Below are 15,653 nucleotides of genomic sequence, written 5' to 3' on the forward strand. Positions count from 1 at the left end.
GGGGTGGCGCACGGTCAATGTAATATCGCGTCACCGCCGCTGGGGCTCCCATGCTGTGCGGACATCCAGGCACTCAAGGCTCCATCTCCTGACCGGGCTGGATTAGGGCAAGACGCTGGCGGCAGCCGAGCGTACGGCCTCGGATAAGGAGGTTGCCTGCCGTCCAATCAGCCTGCGAAGGTCACCGCCGGTAACCAAGAGATCTCCGCGCGCGATGCCCAGGTCGGAATCGGCAAGGATATGCGCGAAAGATTCCGGTACGCCCACACCAGTCAGCAGGCCAATGTAGTCGTCGGCAGGAAGATTCTTGTAGGTAATCGTCTGACCCGAGACCGCGGTGATCTCGGCTGCCAAGTCGTTCATGGTGAACGCTTCATCTCCACCAAGTTCATATACCTTGCCCGCCTGGTTTTCTGCCAACAGGACGGCAGCGGCAGCGTTTGCGTAGTCGGCGCGGGAGGCAGCGCTGACCTTGCCATTTCCAGCGCTGCCCGCCAACGCCCCCTGGGCCAGCGTTACCGACAATTGGCCGGTGTAGTTCTCCAGGTACCAGCTATTCCGTAGGAGTGCGAAGGGGACTCCGGATTCCACGAGGATTGACTCTGTAGCTTGGTGTTCTGCGGCGAGCTTCATGCCAGTTGTGTCGGCGTTCGCGATGCTGGTGTAGGCAAGCAGCTCCACGCCCTCGTCCCCGGCCGCTTCGATAACAGTGCGGTGTTGCTCCACACGCTGGCCGACCTCACTGCTGGAGATCAGCAATATTCTGCTGGCCCCTTTCAACGCTCCAGCGACAGAGGCGGCGTCTTCGTAGTCCAATGATGTGACCTTGACTCCGAGACCGGCGAGATCTGCCAGCTTCCCAATGGAGCGGCCCGCGGCGACGATGCCCCCGGCGGGAACACCGCGGTCCAATAGGGCCTCGATGACGAGGCGACCCAGCTGGCCCGTTGCGCCAGTTATAACGATGCTCATGCGGTCGTTCCTTTCACGGATTCTTGTGGATATTCTGCCCCCAGCGGACTAAGGTCTGGCGGAGCGGGGCCGTGAGCTGGCTGTGCTGTTGATTCGGCTCGTCACTTGGGTTTCGACAAGGCCGAAGAAACAACAGCCAGTGCGGGGCGCTGTCTGCGGCAAAAGCTTCGGTTCTATCACCACGTGACCGGGAGCGTGCGTGTGGCGTAAAGCAGGTCATCTTTGAGCCACTCAAGGTCATCAATGTCCTCTGCGAGTCGAAGACCAGGGTAGCGATTGAAGAGCTTGCTCACGAGAATGCTGACTTCAAGGCGCGCGAGGTGCTGCCCTGGGCACTGGTGCATACCGTAGCCAAACGCAACATGCGGTATGGGCTTGCGTCGGAGATCGAGTTCCGGATGGTCGCCCACCAGTTCCGGATCCCAGTTGGCCGCCAGGAGTGAAACTTGCACGCGTTCACCAGCTTTCAATGACTTCTCGCCAATCTCGAGGTCCTCCGTAATGTATCGCCATTGCGCGGCCGGGGCAGGGGAGAGATAGCGAATGAGCTCGTCGATGTTCGCTTCGGATATCCCGCCTGCTTCCTGCATGATGGCCCGTTGCTCTGCGTTTCGCAGCAGCGTCAAGATGACGAGAGTGCTGAACCTCGCAGTCGTATCGAGGGACGCGGTGATGATGCTAAAGACGAGGCCGCCAGACTCCTCGTCACTAAGAACGTCGGTGTGATCGTGGACCAGCGCGCTTAGAAGGTCGTTGCCTGGATTTTCCCGAGCCTTAGTCACCTTCTCGGCGGTATACGCCTTCAACTCGCTTATGGCGGTCTGAACTTCCCCGGCACTGACTGTCTGGTCTGACTGTTTCCGCGTCCAGTGGTCAATCTTGCTGGCTTCTTCGTACGGTATCCCGAGTAGGTGCGAAACCATCAGAGCCGGAAGCTGGGACGTGTACTCCGCAACGAGATCTATTGGACTGGGTTGTGTTGCAAGTCGGTCCAGCAGTTCGTCGACGATACGCTCAAGCTCGGGCCTCAATTCCTGTACCCGCCTCGGGTTGAGGTGCCTTACGAGCACGGACTTAGCCCGCCTATGCTCCTCGCCTTCTCCGACGAGAAGCATGCCTGGCATTTTTAGCGACTCTTCTTCCGCATGGACGACGATACCCAACCGCGTTCCCGGAGCTCGCAGTACTTCGCGTACTTCCGCATATCGCGTGATAGCCTTCGCATCTTGGACGCCGGAGCCACCGACCATCGGGTCGATGAAGTCGAAAGATGGCCACTCTCCGCTCCGACGAGCCTCGGCGAGCTTGGATGACGGTGCCACTCGGTCGACGGGGTCGCGTTCAATCGGTAGCCGCGGTGGAAACTGTGCTCCCTGACGGGATGCCTTAGTCGCGTTCTTCATGCGCTTCCTTTTCTGGTGGTCTCGATCCCGAAGCACTGAATTGTTGCAGCACTTCGATCGCACTGCACTGTGCCATCGCGATTCTATTCGACCAACCGACCGATTGTCTACGCGAGTGAGCCGATGAAGCTACCCGACGGTTGTTTGATTAAGAATTGGATGCTAACCTGCACGGAGCTTGGTAGGACACAACAGCAAAGGAGCTGCAATGTCACTCAACTGTTATTTCCGCGGCGGCACTGCCTCGTGGCGGCGGCGTCGCATACTGCGGCGAAGAGGCCTACCTTGGCCTATGGCTGGAGCCATGTCAACCGATCACTTGGTTGCTTTCGGAGGGGTGGCGTGATGCACGACGGCGAAACACTCCTGTCAGTGCGCGGTGTATCGAAGATGTATCCGGGCACCCGCGCACTCGACGGTGTCAACCTCGATGTACGCGGAGGGGAGATTCACGCCTTGGTCGGGGGCAACGGATGCGGCAAGTCGACACTCATCAAGATTCTCAGCGGCGTCGTCCAGGCTGACGCGGGTGAGGTGCACATTGCAGGTCACACCATGGAAGCGGCCCGAATGCACCCCCGGTTCGCTCACGACCTCGGCATTAGAGTCGTCCACCAAGACCTTGCAGTGTTTCCGGACCTCAGCGTCGCCGAGAATCTGCGACTCGGCACAGATTACCCGGCAACAGGGTTCGGTCAGGTTCGTTGGCGCGAACTGCATCAGGGCGCTCGCGATGCAATAAGGAAGCTGGACATCGCTGCTCGTCCCACTGACCTTATTCGCGACCTTCCCGTTGCTGTCCGAGCGCAGATCGCGGCGGCACGGGCGATGCGCGGCATGGATGGTCGCCACGGAATCATCATCCTCGATGAACCCACTGCTTCACTGCCCAGGCACGAGGTACACGTCCTCTTCAAAGCAGTGAGACGAATGGCCACAGAGGGTCATGCGGTAGTTTTCGTGAGCCACCGACTGGACGAGGTTCTCGAACTCACGCAGCGCGTCACCGTAATGCGCGATGGAAGGGTTGTCAGCGAACATGCAACTGCCAGCCTCACCGAGCAAGACCTCATCGGGTCAATTCTTGGTGAGCGGTCGACGATGGATCGAACCGAACGGCAGGTAGCCGCAGACCGCCTCGAAATCCACCACCCCGGGCGCGCTCCCGGACCTCTTGTTCTGAAGGTTGCCGATCTCGACGCCGGCCCACTGCGGAACGTAGACCTTGAACTGCGCCCGGGGGAGGTTGTAGGGGTGGCCGGCCTGCTCGGATCCGGCCGGACGGAGCTCTTACGTGCTCTGTACGGGGACCTGCGGCTGGCATCTGGTCGAGTTGAGTTGAACGGACGAAACGTTGCTTTCCGCAACCCGGGTCAGGCGATCGCTGCTGGCGTGATCATGGTCCCGGAGGATCGTGTCAACGGTGGCATATTTCCGAACCTCACCGTCGATGAAAACATGTCGGTGAGCGTACTCGGCAAATATTGGCGTGGCGGTTGGTTCCGTCGAGCCGCGATCGAACGTGACGCCGGCGTCCTCCGAAAGCGATTCAGGGTGAAGACGCCATCCGGGGACGTAGCGATCCGGTCACTGTCTGGAGGGAATCAGCAAAAGATTGTGATGGGTCGGTGGCTTCGCCTCAGCCCAAGCCTGCTACTTCTTGACGAGCCGACCCAGGGTGTCGACGTCGGAGCGAGAGCGGACATCTATTCGGCAGTCCGTGAGGTGGTCGCTGCCGGCGGCGCGGCGCTGATCGTCACATCTGACTTGGAGGAACTCGCACAGGTCGTTGATCGGGCGATCGTGCTGCATGAGGGCCGGATTGTCGCCGAGGTACGGGCGCCTGAGCTGAGTGCGCAGGGGCTGAACGAAGTGATCTACCAACGGGGAGAGGAATCCAGTGTTGTTGTCTGAAGAGGTTGAAGCAAGAAAAGATCCCAAGGACCGGGCCCGACGGAGCCCCGTCAACCTTGCTGAAAGATACGGCCTGGGTGGGCTGCTCGTTCTGATGATACTGGTGTTCGGGTTGGTAGCTCCAACCTCGAGGCTTTTCTTCTCGGCACCCAACATCCAGAATATTCTCGCCAACCAATCAGTGGCAGGTCTCATCGCCCTGGCCATGGTCATCACGCTCGTTGCGGGATACTTCGACATCTCCGTCGCTGCCATTGCGGGGATTTCCAGCGTGACGATGGCCTCCCTACTCGCCTCCAATCAGGTACCCCTCTGGATGGCAATGCTGGTGTCCGTACTCTTTGCTCTGGTTGCTGGCGTGATAAACGCCGCGCTCATCACGGCATTGGATCTGGATCCGTTCATCGTGACTCTCGGGACGTACGTTCTGATTAACGGGATTCTGCTCGCTTTCACGGGAGGCAGGGTGGTTCAGGGTGTCCCCGCGGAGATCGGAACCTGGGGTGCTGGACAGTGGCTCGGGATCGCCCGCCCCTTCTGGCTGCTTCTACTTGCCGCAACGATCGTCTGGTACTTGCTGAATCAGACCCCGTTTGGCCGAAGGCTCGCCGCCATCGGCTCCAACAGGAGTGCCGCGGGGCTCGCGGGTATCGGCGTCAAACGGCATGTCTTCATCGCCTACATGCTAGGTGCCCTGGTGGCTGGTTTCGCTGGAGTCTTACTCACTGTGAGATCGGGTTCTGCCGATGCCGCTTCAGCACCCAGCTTTCTATTCCCTGCCCTCGCTGCTGTATTCCTCGGCCAGACCACCATCAAGCCCGGATATCCGAACGTCGTCGGTACGATGATCGGCGTCTTTTTCGTCGCCATCGCAGTCAACGGCTTCACGCTCCTCGGCGCCCAGAACTGGATCACTCAGGTATTCAATGGCGGCGTTCTCGTACTTGCTGTCGTTTTCTCGAAAGTCATGGTGAGGGTACGCGATAGAAACGCAAAGAAGGGAAACGGAGAGGCTACCTGATCCCGATGGCGGGCTCTTAAGGCTGAGGCTGTAGCGATGCCCTGACTGAATTCCAACGGCGGCTCACGATGGAATGTCCAAAAAGTCACTAGGAAGAGAACAGATTGGAAGCACAATGCGATTCACAAGGACACGAACAGAAGTCGTTTGCTCATCTCGGGAGGTAGATTCGGGGTGGGATAACGCATCGGGATTCGCGAGAGAGGCCTATCCGAGACAGCTAGTTGTCTCCCCCTGGGTAGGAATGCACTATGCAGATGAATACTGTTCGAAGCGCAGCCCGAATGACCACGTTGTAGCCCAACCACCCACCCCTGCACGATGAGGTGACACGGTCAAGCCGTCCTGGCTATTCGATACCCGGGCACCGGACATTCGCCAAGGAAGCGCTCCGTCCCTTCAGCGGCACGATACCGCAGCCGGGCTCGTGCGGACCGGGTCCGGGCGGGTGCCGGGAGCGAGCGGCATCCGCAGCCGCCGTTCGGATATCAGCACGTAAATTGTGAAAATGCGCAAAACCAGGGCGTCGAGCCCTCGGCTCCCGGAGTCACCGGACAGCTGTTCATGTCTTACTGAAGTGCACGAGGAGTAAACGGTGGACCTTCACCTGCAACCGGATTGGCAACGCACTGTCGGGCAGCGTGTAGAAATTTGGAAGGGCGGTAAATTGGTCCGTAAAGGCACGGTCGAGGCCGTCATGCCGGACGATTCGTTTCTTTGGATTTCTACAGAAGGCGCCTCACTGAGGCAGATGGTGTTCCGTCTTGACGGATACGAGGTTTTCTCGAACTGCCTGCTCCCGCGTGCCCCTGCCAGCGACAACGAAAATTTCGGGAGTGAGATCCCGTCTGCAGCCGCGATGCCACGAAGGTCGTAGGTAACTACCGGAGGCAACGATCTTCGGGGTCAACCGTGATCATGATGCGGCGGCTGAGCTCGTTAAGGCGCTTCAGTTGGGCCTTAGTGAGCGGGTCGAATACGAGCCGGCGTACTTCTTCAACATGTCCGGGCGCTGTTTCAACCACCTTTTCCCACCCTTCGTCAGTGAGGGAAGCCAGAGTGGAACGTCCGTCGGTGGGGTCAGCTGTTCGTGTAACCCAGCCCCGCTTTTCGAGTCGTCCAACGACTTGGGAGAGGCGGGGCAGGCCAGATTCGGCCATGACAGCCAGGCTACCCATCCTAAGTGTGCGCCCCGGCGATTCGGAGAGGGTGGACATGACGATGTAGTCGAAATGACTGATGCCGGCTTGGTGCTGCAGCTGGGCATCCAGTGCTCCGGGAAGCCGCAGAAGGACGCTGGCGAAAGCAAACCATGTGGCGCGTTCCTCCTCATTCAGCCAGCGGGGCGCGGACGGTGGACTGCCCCCTGCTCCGGGATCGGGCACTTTAGTATTGGCTGACGTTTCCATAGCCCGATTGTACCAACCCATCGGTTCAGCCTTGAACTAAAAGAATTGAAATCTACTTGCATCTTGAAGCAAGTCTGCTTACAGTTTACTTCAATCGTGAAGAGAATTGACCAAGTGTCGGAAGGTCACGCCGCCGGCATCCACGCAGCAAAGGATACCCATCGTGAACATCACCCTCTGGATTATCGCTTCCCTCCTGGCCCTGGCCTTCCTTGCCGCCGGTGGCATGAAAATTTTCCAGCCACGGGAAAAGCTGGCCGCCTCTGGCATGGGTTGGACCGAGGACTCAAAATCCGTCACGATCAAGGCCATCGGGCTCGCCGAAATTCTGGGGGCCGTGGGCCTGATACTTCCCGCGGCCACCGGTATCGCAGGTTACTTGGTTCCCTTGGCTGCGACGGGGTTGGCCATCGTGATGGTCGGCGCAGTAACCACCCACCTCAAACGGAGCGAGAAGTCGATGGCACTCGTCAATGTTGTCCTCGCCGTTCTTGCCCTGGTTGTGGCCGTTGGACGCTTTGGTGCCGGGGCCTTCTAGCACCACCACCCCCGGCAGTACCGGGCCGCCTCTCCGCCAGCGCCCTCCCGCCCCAGCAGCGGATCCGTGAAGGAAACCCTTGTCATGACCAACACCACTGACCTGTTCAATCCGGCCGTTCCGGCCGGTGCTTACGATGACCTGCTCAAACGTGTCCTGCCCTTGGCGAAGGCGCAGAAATCGTGGCAGCCCGACGACGGGCCGCTCCCGTCGCTGTTCGTCAGTCACGGCGCCCCTCCCACCCTGGACGACCCGGAATGGCTCAACGACCTCTTCACCTGGTCCCAGAGTATGCCCAAGCCCCGCGCGATCGTCATCGTCTCCGCACACTGGGAAAACGCGCCCATGGCCATCACCGGTGCCGCGGCCGGGACGCCCCTGTATTACGACTTCGGCGGTTTTCACCCCCGCTACTACACGTTGAAGTACGCCACCCCGGACGCAACCGCGCTGGCCCGGCGTATTTCTGCAACACTGTCCGACAGGACCACCATCCATCACTACGCCAACCGCGGACTGGACCACGGAGCGTTTGTTCCGCTTATGGCCATGTACCCGGCCGCAGACGTTCCGGTCGTGCAGCTCAGCATGCCCAGCCTTGCCCCCGAAGCCCTCCTCAAGCTCGGCCAGCGACTCAAACATCTTCGCGAAGAGGGTGTCCTGATCATAGGGTCCGGTTTCATGACCCATAGCTTCGAGGCTATGCGTCGGCCCGCCCTCGTCGGGTATATGGAGGCGTTCGACGAGTGGGCCAACAACGCCCTCACGAGCGGGGACGTTGACGCGCTTACCGATTACGCGACCAAAGGTCCCGGTGCACGCATCGCGCACCCGACCGCGGACCATTTCGTCCCACTGCTCCTGACGCTCGGAGCCGCTACCGACCCAAAAAGCGTCACCACCACCATCGACCGCATGCGCTTCGGCAACTCCATACGCTCGCTCCAAGTCGCATGAACCGGAGCTTCAAACCTTTTGACCAGGGCCGGGCGCTGCCTAACCCGTCCCCGACAGCCATCACAACCAGACACTCAAAGAGTGCGGATACCAAGAGGAGATCGTCATGACCCGCATCAGCATTCTCGGAACCGGCAACATGGGCAAGGCCATCGCGGCCATCGCCGAAAAGGGTGGCAACACCGTCCAAGCCCTCAACAGCAAGGACACAGATCAGCCCGTCACCGGCGACATCGTCATCCTCGCCGTGCCCTATCCCGCGATCAATGAAGTCCTTGCACTGCGCGCCGGACAGCTCTCCGGCCGCACCGTCGTCGACATTACCAACCCGGTGAACTTCGAGACCTTCGACTCCCTCACCGTCCCGGCAGACTCCTCCGCAGCTGCGGAACTAGCCGCAGCACTCCCGCAGTCCAGGGTCCTGAAGGCCTTCAACACCATCTTGGCCCCCACCCTCGCCATGGGCAGGGTCGGGGACCAGCTCACCACCGTGCTCATAGCAGGCGACGATGCCGACGCCAAGACTGCACTCACCGACGTCGTCACCGCCGGCGGCCTCCGTAGCATAGACGCAGGTTCCTTGCGCCGCGCCCGCGAACTTGAAGCACTTGGCTTCCTGCAGATCACCCTGGCCGTTTCCGAACAGGTCGGCTGGACCGGCGGCTTTGCTGTTGTCAAGTAGCACCCAGTGTTCCCGAATTGGCCTCACTGGAGTAGGACACAGGTACGGCCACCGAGCGGAGGTAAGAGAGGCAAACATGCCACCGACCTTGGACCCGCAGAGGGCGTCCATAGCTGCAACAGCAGGTTCCGGCACCTCAGTGCCGTATCGGGGCACCCTGAAGCAACGCCTGGAGCGGCGAATACCGCCGACCGTAGAGATCAAATCGTGAATTCGAAACCAGGCGCTCTCCGGCGAATTGACGATTGGACTTCCGTTAACGGCGCCGCAGCTGAAATCCTCCTAAAGGGTCGAACGATGGCGCGCGGCGTCATCGACCGTGTCACAAGCGATGGCGCCATTGCGTGGGTTTACGACGACACGGGGAGACGGAGACTGTATGAACGGTGCGAGTCTTTCGAAATATGGGTAACTCCTGAAGATGTTGGCCTGAACTACAAAGTGAATCAGGCGCTCATGTACCTGCCGGCACCCTACTGAATCCGGACAGACGAACGGCCTCCGAAGTGGAGGCTTATGCCTTTCGGCGCTGTTCCACGAGGTCGGCCGCCCACGGCCGGATGCCGTGGTGCAAGACCATCCCTTGCGGCAACCCCTGAATAGTAGCCGTGGAACCGGAAATGTCGATGGTGATGCGACTGCCGGCCATTGGTGCATTGGTGATATGCAGTCCACCGTAGGATTCCGGGAGCACAGGATCCATCCAAAGACTGCCGCGGGCGACGTCGGCGTAGTAACCCATGAGGCTTTTCACCAAGAGGATCGGGGTTGTGGCGGCCCAGGCCTGCGGCGAGCACGCGGTGGGATAGGGTACGGGTTCGTCAAGGACCTCTCGGCTGAAGCCGCAGAACAATTCCGGAAGTCTTCCCTCTGAGTATTGTGCTGCCTCCAGCAGCGCTGTGGAGATGCGCTGCGCCTGTTCCACAAAGCCATAGCGGAGAAGACCGGCCGCGATGATCGCATTGTCGTGGGGCCAGACCGACCCGTTGTGGTAGCTTGCGGGGTTATAGGCCCCCATGTCGGTTGCCAGGGTACGCACCCCCCAGCCACTGAACATTTCGGGGGACATTAGACGTTCCGCTACTAGTGGTGCCTTATCTTTGTCGACGATGCCGAACCAAAGGCATTGCCCCATGTTGGACGCGCATGCATCGACCGGCCGCTTTCGGCCGTCCAGTGCGATGGCATAGTAACCGCGATCGGGCAGCCAGAACTGTTCGTTAAACTGCCGCTTCAGCCGCGCCGCCCGCTCTCGATACTCTTCGGCCAGTGCCATGTCACCGGCGTCGTAGGCGATCATGGAGCGACTCAGATATGCGCTATAGACGTAAGCCTGCACCTCGCACAGCGCGATAGGTGGCTCGGCCAGACTGCCGTCAGCGAAGTTGATACCGTCCCAGGAGTCCTTCCATCCTTGGTTGATGAGTCCCCGGTCATTGAGCCGCGAATACTCGACGAAACCGTCACCGTCTTTGTCGCCGTAGTCGCGGATCCAGTCCAGTGCCCGGTCCGCATGTGGCAGGAGTGCGGAAATGGTCTCCGCGGCAAAACCCCAGCGGCCCACTTCCCCCAGCACGGTCACGAAGAGCGGGGTGGCGTCCACGCTGCCGTAGTAGGCGGATTTCCCACCCAGAGCCAGTCCGCTGGAGACATCGAGCCTGACCTCGTGCAGGATCTTGCCGGGTTCTTCCTCGCTTATTGGGTCCACGACGCGACCTTGACGGTCGGCCAGCGTCTGGATGGTGCCAAGGGCCAAGGACGGATCCACGGGCAGTGCCATAAGGGAGGCCAAAAGTGCGTCCCGTCCGAACAGCGCCATGAACCAGGGGGCGCCTGCAGCTACCACGTTCCGATCAGGGTGGTCAGGGTCCTCAATGCGAAGTGCGCCCAGATCGTCGTAGCTGCGCCGCAGGGTCCGTTCGATGGAGCTGTTGCCCATGTGCAGCACGGGAATCTTGGATACCCACTCATGTCGGCGCACGTCTTGCGGAGACATTTCGCCCTCATGCGGACGAACGAACGGTGCCATCGGGCCCGTCCCGTCGGAGGTAGGCACCACGCTCACGGTCGTGCTCCATTCCCCATGCGGCGGGACAACAGAATGATAGCTAAGGCCTTCAGGTGCCACGTCGGCTCCAATGGCCGACACTACGACGCCCTTCCTCACGTCCTGCCAGAGGGCCTGGATCGTCAGCGATTCGGGATCTGCTTCGCGGGATTCGCTCCAGCGGCGCTGGGTTTTGGCCTCCTTTACCTCGAAAAGGTCCGCGAAGTCCGCTTCGACCCAGAGGGAAACCACGCAATCAACACTGATGTTTCCGTAGTTTCGGACAGTTATCTGCTCCAGAATCCCGACACCTACCTCGCGAAGCCGTTCAACGATCAGCGGGCTGTCAGAGTACCCGTCCGATCGGACTACGCGACCGACAAACAGGGCCCGGTATGGCTCAGTCGTATTCGCGGCCAGTGGCTCCAATGGTTGACTGTTCACGGTCAGGTTCCAGCGGGACAGGATGCGGGTGTCCTCGAAGAAAACCCCGTGCGGGTAATCCGGATGGATGTCCCCGTTCGCCGTGGAGATACAGAAAGACGAGCCCTCCACCAAGGTGACTGTCCCGGGCCCTAGGGGCCCAGCAACGGTGTCCACATTCCATCCAGTCATCCCAAGCTCCTAAAGGATTGACTTAACGGCTCACCACGGACCTGCACAAGGTACCGCGTCAACGTGACTTTGCCGCCGTCGATTGTCCAATCGACGCTACGCCTGTGTGTTCATTGATGCCAGCACCACTCAGCCAGCTTTCGCCCCATATTTCAACGCTTGCCATGACTGCCGTGGGTCTGCTGGTCCTGCGCCGTGAGAGCCGCCGAGGAGGTTCAAGAAGGAGCGTGCCGGCGCGGGTGGGGACCTTGGCCGTTGTCCTCGCGAGCCGGAGCGTAGGGCGGGTGACTCTTCATGCCCACAGCCTTTTTGGCGCACCTCGAACGAAGGCTGCGGCGACGCGGCGAAAGGTCATGTCGCTCGTGCTTAGGTACAGCATGAATGTCTGAAGGAGGAAAGTGATGAAGTCTAGTTGCCCAGTGTGTTGCGGTTGGATCGCCGCCAGCCTGCCCTTGTCCGTGATTCCTGAGGCCGTTCGCCGGGCAGTTCGGCATGTCTCGCGCTGCCCAGCAAACGGGCAAATAAGAAAGTGTGCACGATGTGCACACCTTTCGCCTCGGACTGCTCCGTACAACCGCCGGACTGGCCCGGATTCCGCATGTTTCCGCCACTTCCCAGTATCCACAAGGCCAAGAATCGCGTTCGAGTCCCACCTCGGGCACGGCATAACCCCTCGTCAGAGGGGTTTTTGCTTTTAAGTGTGTACAAATGTTGACAAGTCCCTCTGATTGGGATGCCCGGCTCGTGCCTGGCCGCCGGGTGCGGCCTGTTCGGTTGTGTGGGGGAGCGGGTTCAGTGCCCTGGCTGGTGGGCGTTCCGCTGGATCTCAGATGGTGTCACGCGGATTCCTTCTTCGGTTCTGTTCGGTAGGTCCGTGGTGGCCTACACCTGTTCATGGGGTCGGGGATTTGGCACGACATGACTTCGAGAGATTTCCGTCTCGTCACGGCACGGAAGAGCCGCTTTGTCCGGCCAAAGGGGGTGTGCACAATGTGCACACTTAAGTCTGCTTTGTTGGTGACCACGTTTTGCTCGCTTTTTTGCTGTCACGTGTTCATTCCGCGTGCCGTCATCGGCGTCATGACTGGTCGCCAAAAACCCACGTGCTGTAGCGGCACTTCGTCTCATCTTTTGTTAGAAGCTGCATTCCAACGACGATGGGCGGAAAGGCTTTAGCTAGCCTGAGTCGCGGCCGACTGGCCAGCACAGGGTCTACGACCTCGGGGGTGAACCGTCAGACATCTGCGACATACGCCCTAGTCTGATGCCGTATCGGATGGCATCTGACGTCAGGATTGGGTGTGCCTTGCCCGGACGGGGCTGCCTAAACACTGACCATTCCAACGATAGGGACAGTGCTTACCAGCAGACGTCCTCGTTAATCGTGCCATACGGTATTTCTTGGCTGAGGCTGATCTCGAACTGGGCCGGGCTGATTCGGGTGACGGGAACGCCTTGGCGAAGTTGCTTTGCCGTTCCCACTAAGCTCTCGACCGCGCCGTCGAGCTGGCGTTCCATTTCGGCGCGGCGGCGGATACTGAGTGTGATCGATGGGGGAGACGCGGTGGTCATCGGGGTCACGTGCATAACGAGGGAAGGATCCGGTGGTCGGTGGGACAACTCCTAAGGGAGGCTTGGCTGGTTACGAACGGATGGCGTTGGCTGCCTGACGGATCCGAACGCGGGGACGTTCACACAAGGCCGTCAGCATGGGGAGCGCCTCAGCTGGACTGCTCAAGTTCTACGACAGGATTCGGCCAGGAATCGACTGGACCAGATCACGTAGCCGATGTGGCAGCCAGTAGCACGAGGAGTTTCTGGGCGTGGCAGGCTGGGGTTCCGAGGCCCGCTTCGAGACTGATGTCCGCCATTGACGCGTATATAGCCTTCCGCTGTTCGTGAAGTTTCAGCCACTGTTCGGCCACCTTGCCCTTTAGTAGAGGGCGGTCGGGATTTCTGAGCAGGCGTGGAAGCACCGCCACCGGTTCGGCGGTCAGAGCCACTATAGGGCAGTAATTTCCTTATTGATTGCTGCATTCTCGCGGCCGTTGGAACCAAGCGAACACAGTGCGCCGACCACTGCCACAACTCCATGCGTCGCCAGAAACGTGCGAAGCACCAAGTTCTCCCCACGTGGGTGGCGCTGACCGGGTGGATCAGCTCGGAAATAATGAAAACCAGGGAGGGCGGGCGAAGTTCTAGGGTGACCTTGACGGTAAATTCCCGGGCGAGTTGAGATCGCCCGGGAATTTCTGGAGTTCGGAACGGTGGTGCCCGTCGTCCCACCGGTTCTCTCGAAAATCGAAGAAACGCCAGCGTCGAGGTCGTGCCAATTGAATAGGACGGCAACGACTACGTCCTTCTCGGACGGTCTGCACCTGCTATCCCCCTACGCGCTCCAGCTTCGCTGCACGCTGGGCCGCCACCGAGTCGAAGAACGGCCCGGTTTCTGTCCACAGGTCCATCCTTCCGGCACCAACTTTTCGTCCCCATTCGCGGAGGAAGCCCTTGTCATGCCTGTCCAGAGAGCGTTCGCTGAGGATGGCGTCGGCTTCCCATCCTTCGCGGATAAGTTCAAGGAGTTGGGCACGAACGTCCTCGTAGGCAGGATCACTGCCCAAGTCGTTGAGTTCGCTCGGGTCCTTCCGCACATCAAACAGTTGGACCGAAAGAGACCCGTGGTAATAGACGCATTTGTAGTCCCCTTTCCTCACCATGCGGATAGCGGAGGTGCTTCCATCGACCAACTGCGAGAAAACAGGGCGCTCAGTCCAGTCGCTGTCTGTCGGATCTCCAGCCAGTAGGGGCGCGAGATTATCGCCGTCCACGTTGGGGAGCTGCGGCGCGTCGGCAAGGGCGACCAAGGTGGGCGCGATATCCGTGAGGCTGACCGGCAAGTCCATCCGGAGACCTTCTGCAACGTAACGGCGCGATCCCTGACTGATTTGATTCCATATCATCGGTACCCGTGAGGAGGGTTCGTAAAACGAACGCTTCCAGAAAAGGCCATGGTCCCCTGCCATTTCACCGTGGTCGCTCACGTAGACGAAAATAGTGTCGCCAGGAAGTTCGGCAGCGACAGCAGCTATGCGGCCAATGTTCTTGTCGAGATGATTGATGAGGCCAGCGTAATTGGCCCGGACCATCCTCACCTGCTCCGGTGTAACCTCATTCAGCCCGTGCTTGCGCCATTGATCCTCAACCCACGGATGTGGCCGATCATCGACGGCGACAACTTCGTCGAAGGCATCCACGGCCGCCAACGCCTTCTCAAATTCCTCGGGCGGGCATGTGAAGGGTGCATGCGGTGAGTAGAGGCCCACTGTGATCAGTAGAGAATCCTGCACTCCGGCACGGACACGCTCCAGGACGAAGTCCTCGTAGCCTCGGATTACAGCGTCGTCAAAGTCGATCACTGGACTATGACCAGGACCTGCAAGGTCGATCGAGTCTTTCACCGGGCCCGGGGTACGGGCGAGATGGGCATAGTCGGTTTTGGGACCGCCCGGATAACTCGGGGTAATGTCTCCCACCAAACGATGCTGGAAGCCGTGCCTTTGGTCCGGGCCGACAAAGTGCATCCTGCCGCACAGGACCGTGTCATATCCGCCAAGCCCCAGAGCGTGCGCAAAGGTTGGAATCCCTGAAGGCAGAATATCCTCGTTGCCGAAAACACCAACTTGGTGAGGCTCCCTGCCAGCCATCATGGACATTCGTGACGGCACGCAAAGCGGCGAAGAACAGTACGCCTGCTCGAAAGTGACGCCCCTTTGGGCCAGGCGATCAAGGTTAGGGGTGTCTACCAGTTTACTGCCGGCCCTCCCTAACCAATCGCCTCTGTGCTGATCCGAAACAACCAAAACAATGTTGGGCTTATCCATGAAGGCCTACATCCTCTTTTGAGATTGGAACTTCCCGCGCACGCAGGAACCTGTGACGGCCCGCTTAACGGGCTCTCTGCTGAACTCAACTCTCCTCGCATTGAAGTATTTGAAAAAGCCGGATTCTAAATAGTATTTATGCAAATTTCCGATGGTTCGCAGGGCAGAGGTGAACCGTGGGATTTCCAATGGGGGCTGTGCGGCCGGGCATGAG

General features: G+C 59.8%; 13 protein-coding genes. 6 read left to right on the forward strand and 7 right to left on the reverse strand.

Translation table 11 applies throughout. From position 1 onward, the window contains the following. Positions 1-102 precede the first annotated feature (102 nt). On the reverse strand, positions 103-972 hold the full coding sequence (locus LDN90_RS10175; RefSeq protein WP_223948938.1) for an SDR family oxidoreductase: 870 nt from the start codon (positions 970-972) through the stop codon (positions 103-105). Between the two features lie 176 nt (positions 973-1,148). Beyond that, on the reverse strand, positions 1,149-2,375 hold the full coding sequence (locus tag LDN90_RS10180; RefSeq protein ID WP_223948939.1) for a cytochrome P450: 1,227 nt from the start codon (positions 2,373-2,375) through the stop codon (positions 1,149-1,151). 372 nt (positions 2,376-2,747) lie between these two features. On the opposite strand from LDN90_RS10180, the gene LDN90_RS10185 reads away from it, so the two are divergent. Beyond that, the gene (locus LDN90_RS10185) at positions 2,748-4,289 is read left to right on the forward strand and encodes a sugar ABC transporter ATP-binding protein (protein ID WP_223948940.1); all 1,542 of its coding nucleotides are present in this window, start codon (positions 2,748-2,750) and stop codon (positions 4,287-4,289) included. Further along, positions 4,282-5,310, forward strand: a complete 1,029-nt coding sequence (locus tag LDN90_RS10190) for an ABC transporter permease (protein WP_223948941.1) — start codon at positions 4,282-4,284, stop codon at positions 5,308-5,310. Before LDN90_RS10185 ends, LDN90_RS10190 begins: the two co-directional genes overlap by 8 nt. An 881-nt stretch (positions 5,311-6,191) precedes the next feature. Here the strand turns inward: LDN90_RS10190 and LDN90_RS10195 are convergent. Then, entirely contained in the window at positions 6,192-6,719 is a 528-nt protein-coding gene (locus tag LDN90_RS10195; RefSeq protein WP_223948942.1) for a MarR family transcriptional regulator, read from the reverse strand. A gap of 163 nt (positions 6,720-6,882) precedes the next feature. Between LDN90_RS10195 and LDN90_RS10200 the strand changes: the two genes are divergently transcribed. The 4 genes from LDN90_RS10200 (at position 6,883) to LDN90_RS10215 (ending at position 9,376) form a co-directional block, all read left to right on the forward strand. Beyond that, positions 6,883-7,257, forward strand: a complete 375-nt coding sequence (locus LDN90_RS10200; RefSeq protein ID WP_223948943.1) for a DoxX family protein — start codon at positions 6,883-6,885, stop codon at positions 7,255-7,257. Between the two features lie 84 nt (positions 7,258-7,341). Continuing rightward, positions 7,342-8,214 carry a class III extradiol ring-cleavage dioxygenase gene (locus LDN90_RS10205; protein ID WP_223948944.1) on the forward strand — a complete coding sequence of 291 codons (873 nt, stop codon included), beginning with the start codon at positions 7,342-7,344 and terminating at the stop codon, positions 8,212-8,214. A 106-nt stretch (positions 8,215-8,320) separates the two neighbouring features. Then, the gene (locus LDN90_RS10210) at positions 8,321-8,896 is read left to right on the forward strand and encodes an NAD(P)-binding domain-containing protein (protein ID WP_223948945.1); all 576 of its coding nucleotides are present in this window, start codon (positions 8,321-8,323) and stop codon (positions 8,894-8,896) included. A gap of 207 nt (positions 8,897-9,103) precedes the next feature. Continuing rightward, positions 9,104-9,376, forward strand: a complete 273-nt coding sequence (locus LDN90_RS10215; RefSeq protein WP_223948946.1) for a hypothetical protein — start codon at positions 9,104-9,106, stop codon at positions 9,374-9,376. Between the two features lie 34 nt (positions 9,377-9,410). Here the strand turns inward: LDN90_RS10215 and LDN90_RS10220 are convergent, their stop codons facing one another. From LDN90_RS10220 to LDN90_RS10235, 4 genes are all read right to left on the reverse strand, one after another. Further along, complete coding sequence (locus tag LDN90_RS10220; RefSeq protein ID WP_223948947.1) at positions 9,411-11,558, reverse strand: glycogen debranching N-terminal domain-containing protein; 2,148 nt, start codon at positions 11,556-11,558, stop codon at positions 9,411-9,413. 1,359 nt (positions 11,559-12,917) lie between these two features. Beyond that, on the reverse strand, positions 12,918-13,130 hold the full coding sequence (locus tag LDN90_RS10225) for a hypothetical protein (protein WP_223948948.1): 213 nt from the start codon (positions 13,128-13,130) through the stop codon (positions 12,918-12,920). Between the two features lie 206 nt (positions 13,131-13,336). Continuing rightward, positions 13,337-13,561 (reverse strand): shikimate kinase, encoded by a 225-nt coding sequence (locus LDN90_RS10230; RefSeq protein WP_223948949.1) that lies wholly within the window; start codon positions 13,559-13,561, stop codon positions 13,337-13,339. Positions 13,562-13,939: 378 nt separating this feature from the next. Then, the gene (locus LDN90_RS10235; protein ID WP_223948950.1) at positions 13,940-15,439 is read right to left on the reverse strand and encodes a sulfatase-like hydrolase/transferase; all 1,500 of its coding nucleotides are present in this window, start codon (positions 15,437-15,439) and stop codon (positions 13,940-13,942) included. Positions 15,440-15,653: the final 214 nt, after the last annotated feature.

Source organism: Arthrobacter sp. NtRootA1, assembly GCF_019976975.1.
Taxonomy (GTDB): domain Bacteria; phylum Actinomycetota; class Actinomycetes; order Actinomycetales; family Micrococcaceae; genus Arthrobacter; species Arthrobacter aromaticivorans.

Bases quoted from the DNA above. Each gene is read 5' to 3' on its own strand.
- LDN90_RS10175 (WP_223948938.1), bottom strand. From the start codon at position 972: ATGAGCATCGTTATAACTGGCGCAACGGGCCAGCTGGGTCGCCTCGTC.
- LDN90_RS10180 (WP_223948939.1), bottom strand. From the start codon at position 2,375: ATGAAGAACGCGACTAAGGCATCCCGTCAGGGAGCACAGTTTCCACCG.
- LDN90_RS10195 (WP_223948942.1), bottom strand. From the start codon at position 6,719: ATGGAAACGTCAGCCAATACTAAAGTGCCCGATCCCGGAGCAGGGGGC.
- LDN90_RS10205 (WP_223948944.1), top strand. From the start codon at position 7,342: ATGACCAACACCACTGACCTGTTCAATCCGGCCGTTCCGGCCGGTGCT.
- LDN90_RS10210 (WP_223948945.1), top strand. From the start codon at position 8,321: ATGACCCGCATCAGCATTCTCGGAACCGGCAACATGGGCAAGGCCATC.
- LDN90_RS10220 (WP_223948947.1), bottom strand. From the start codon at position 11,558: ATGACTGGATGGAATGTGGACACCGTTGCTGGGCCCCTAGGGCCCGGG.
- LDN90_RS10225 (WP_223948948.1), bottom strand. From the start codon at position 13,130: ATGACCACCGCGTCTCCCCCATCGATCACACTCAGTATCCGCCGCCGC.
- LDN90_RS10235 (WP_223948950.1), bottom strand. From the start codon at position 15,439: ATGGATAAGCCCAACATTGTTTTGGTTGTTTCGGATCAGCACAGAGGC.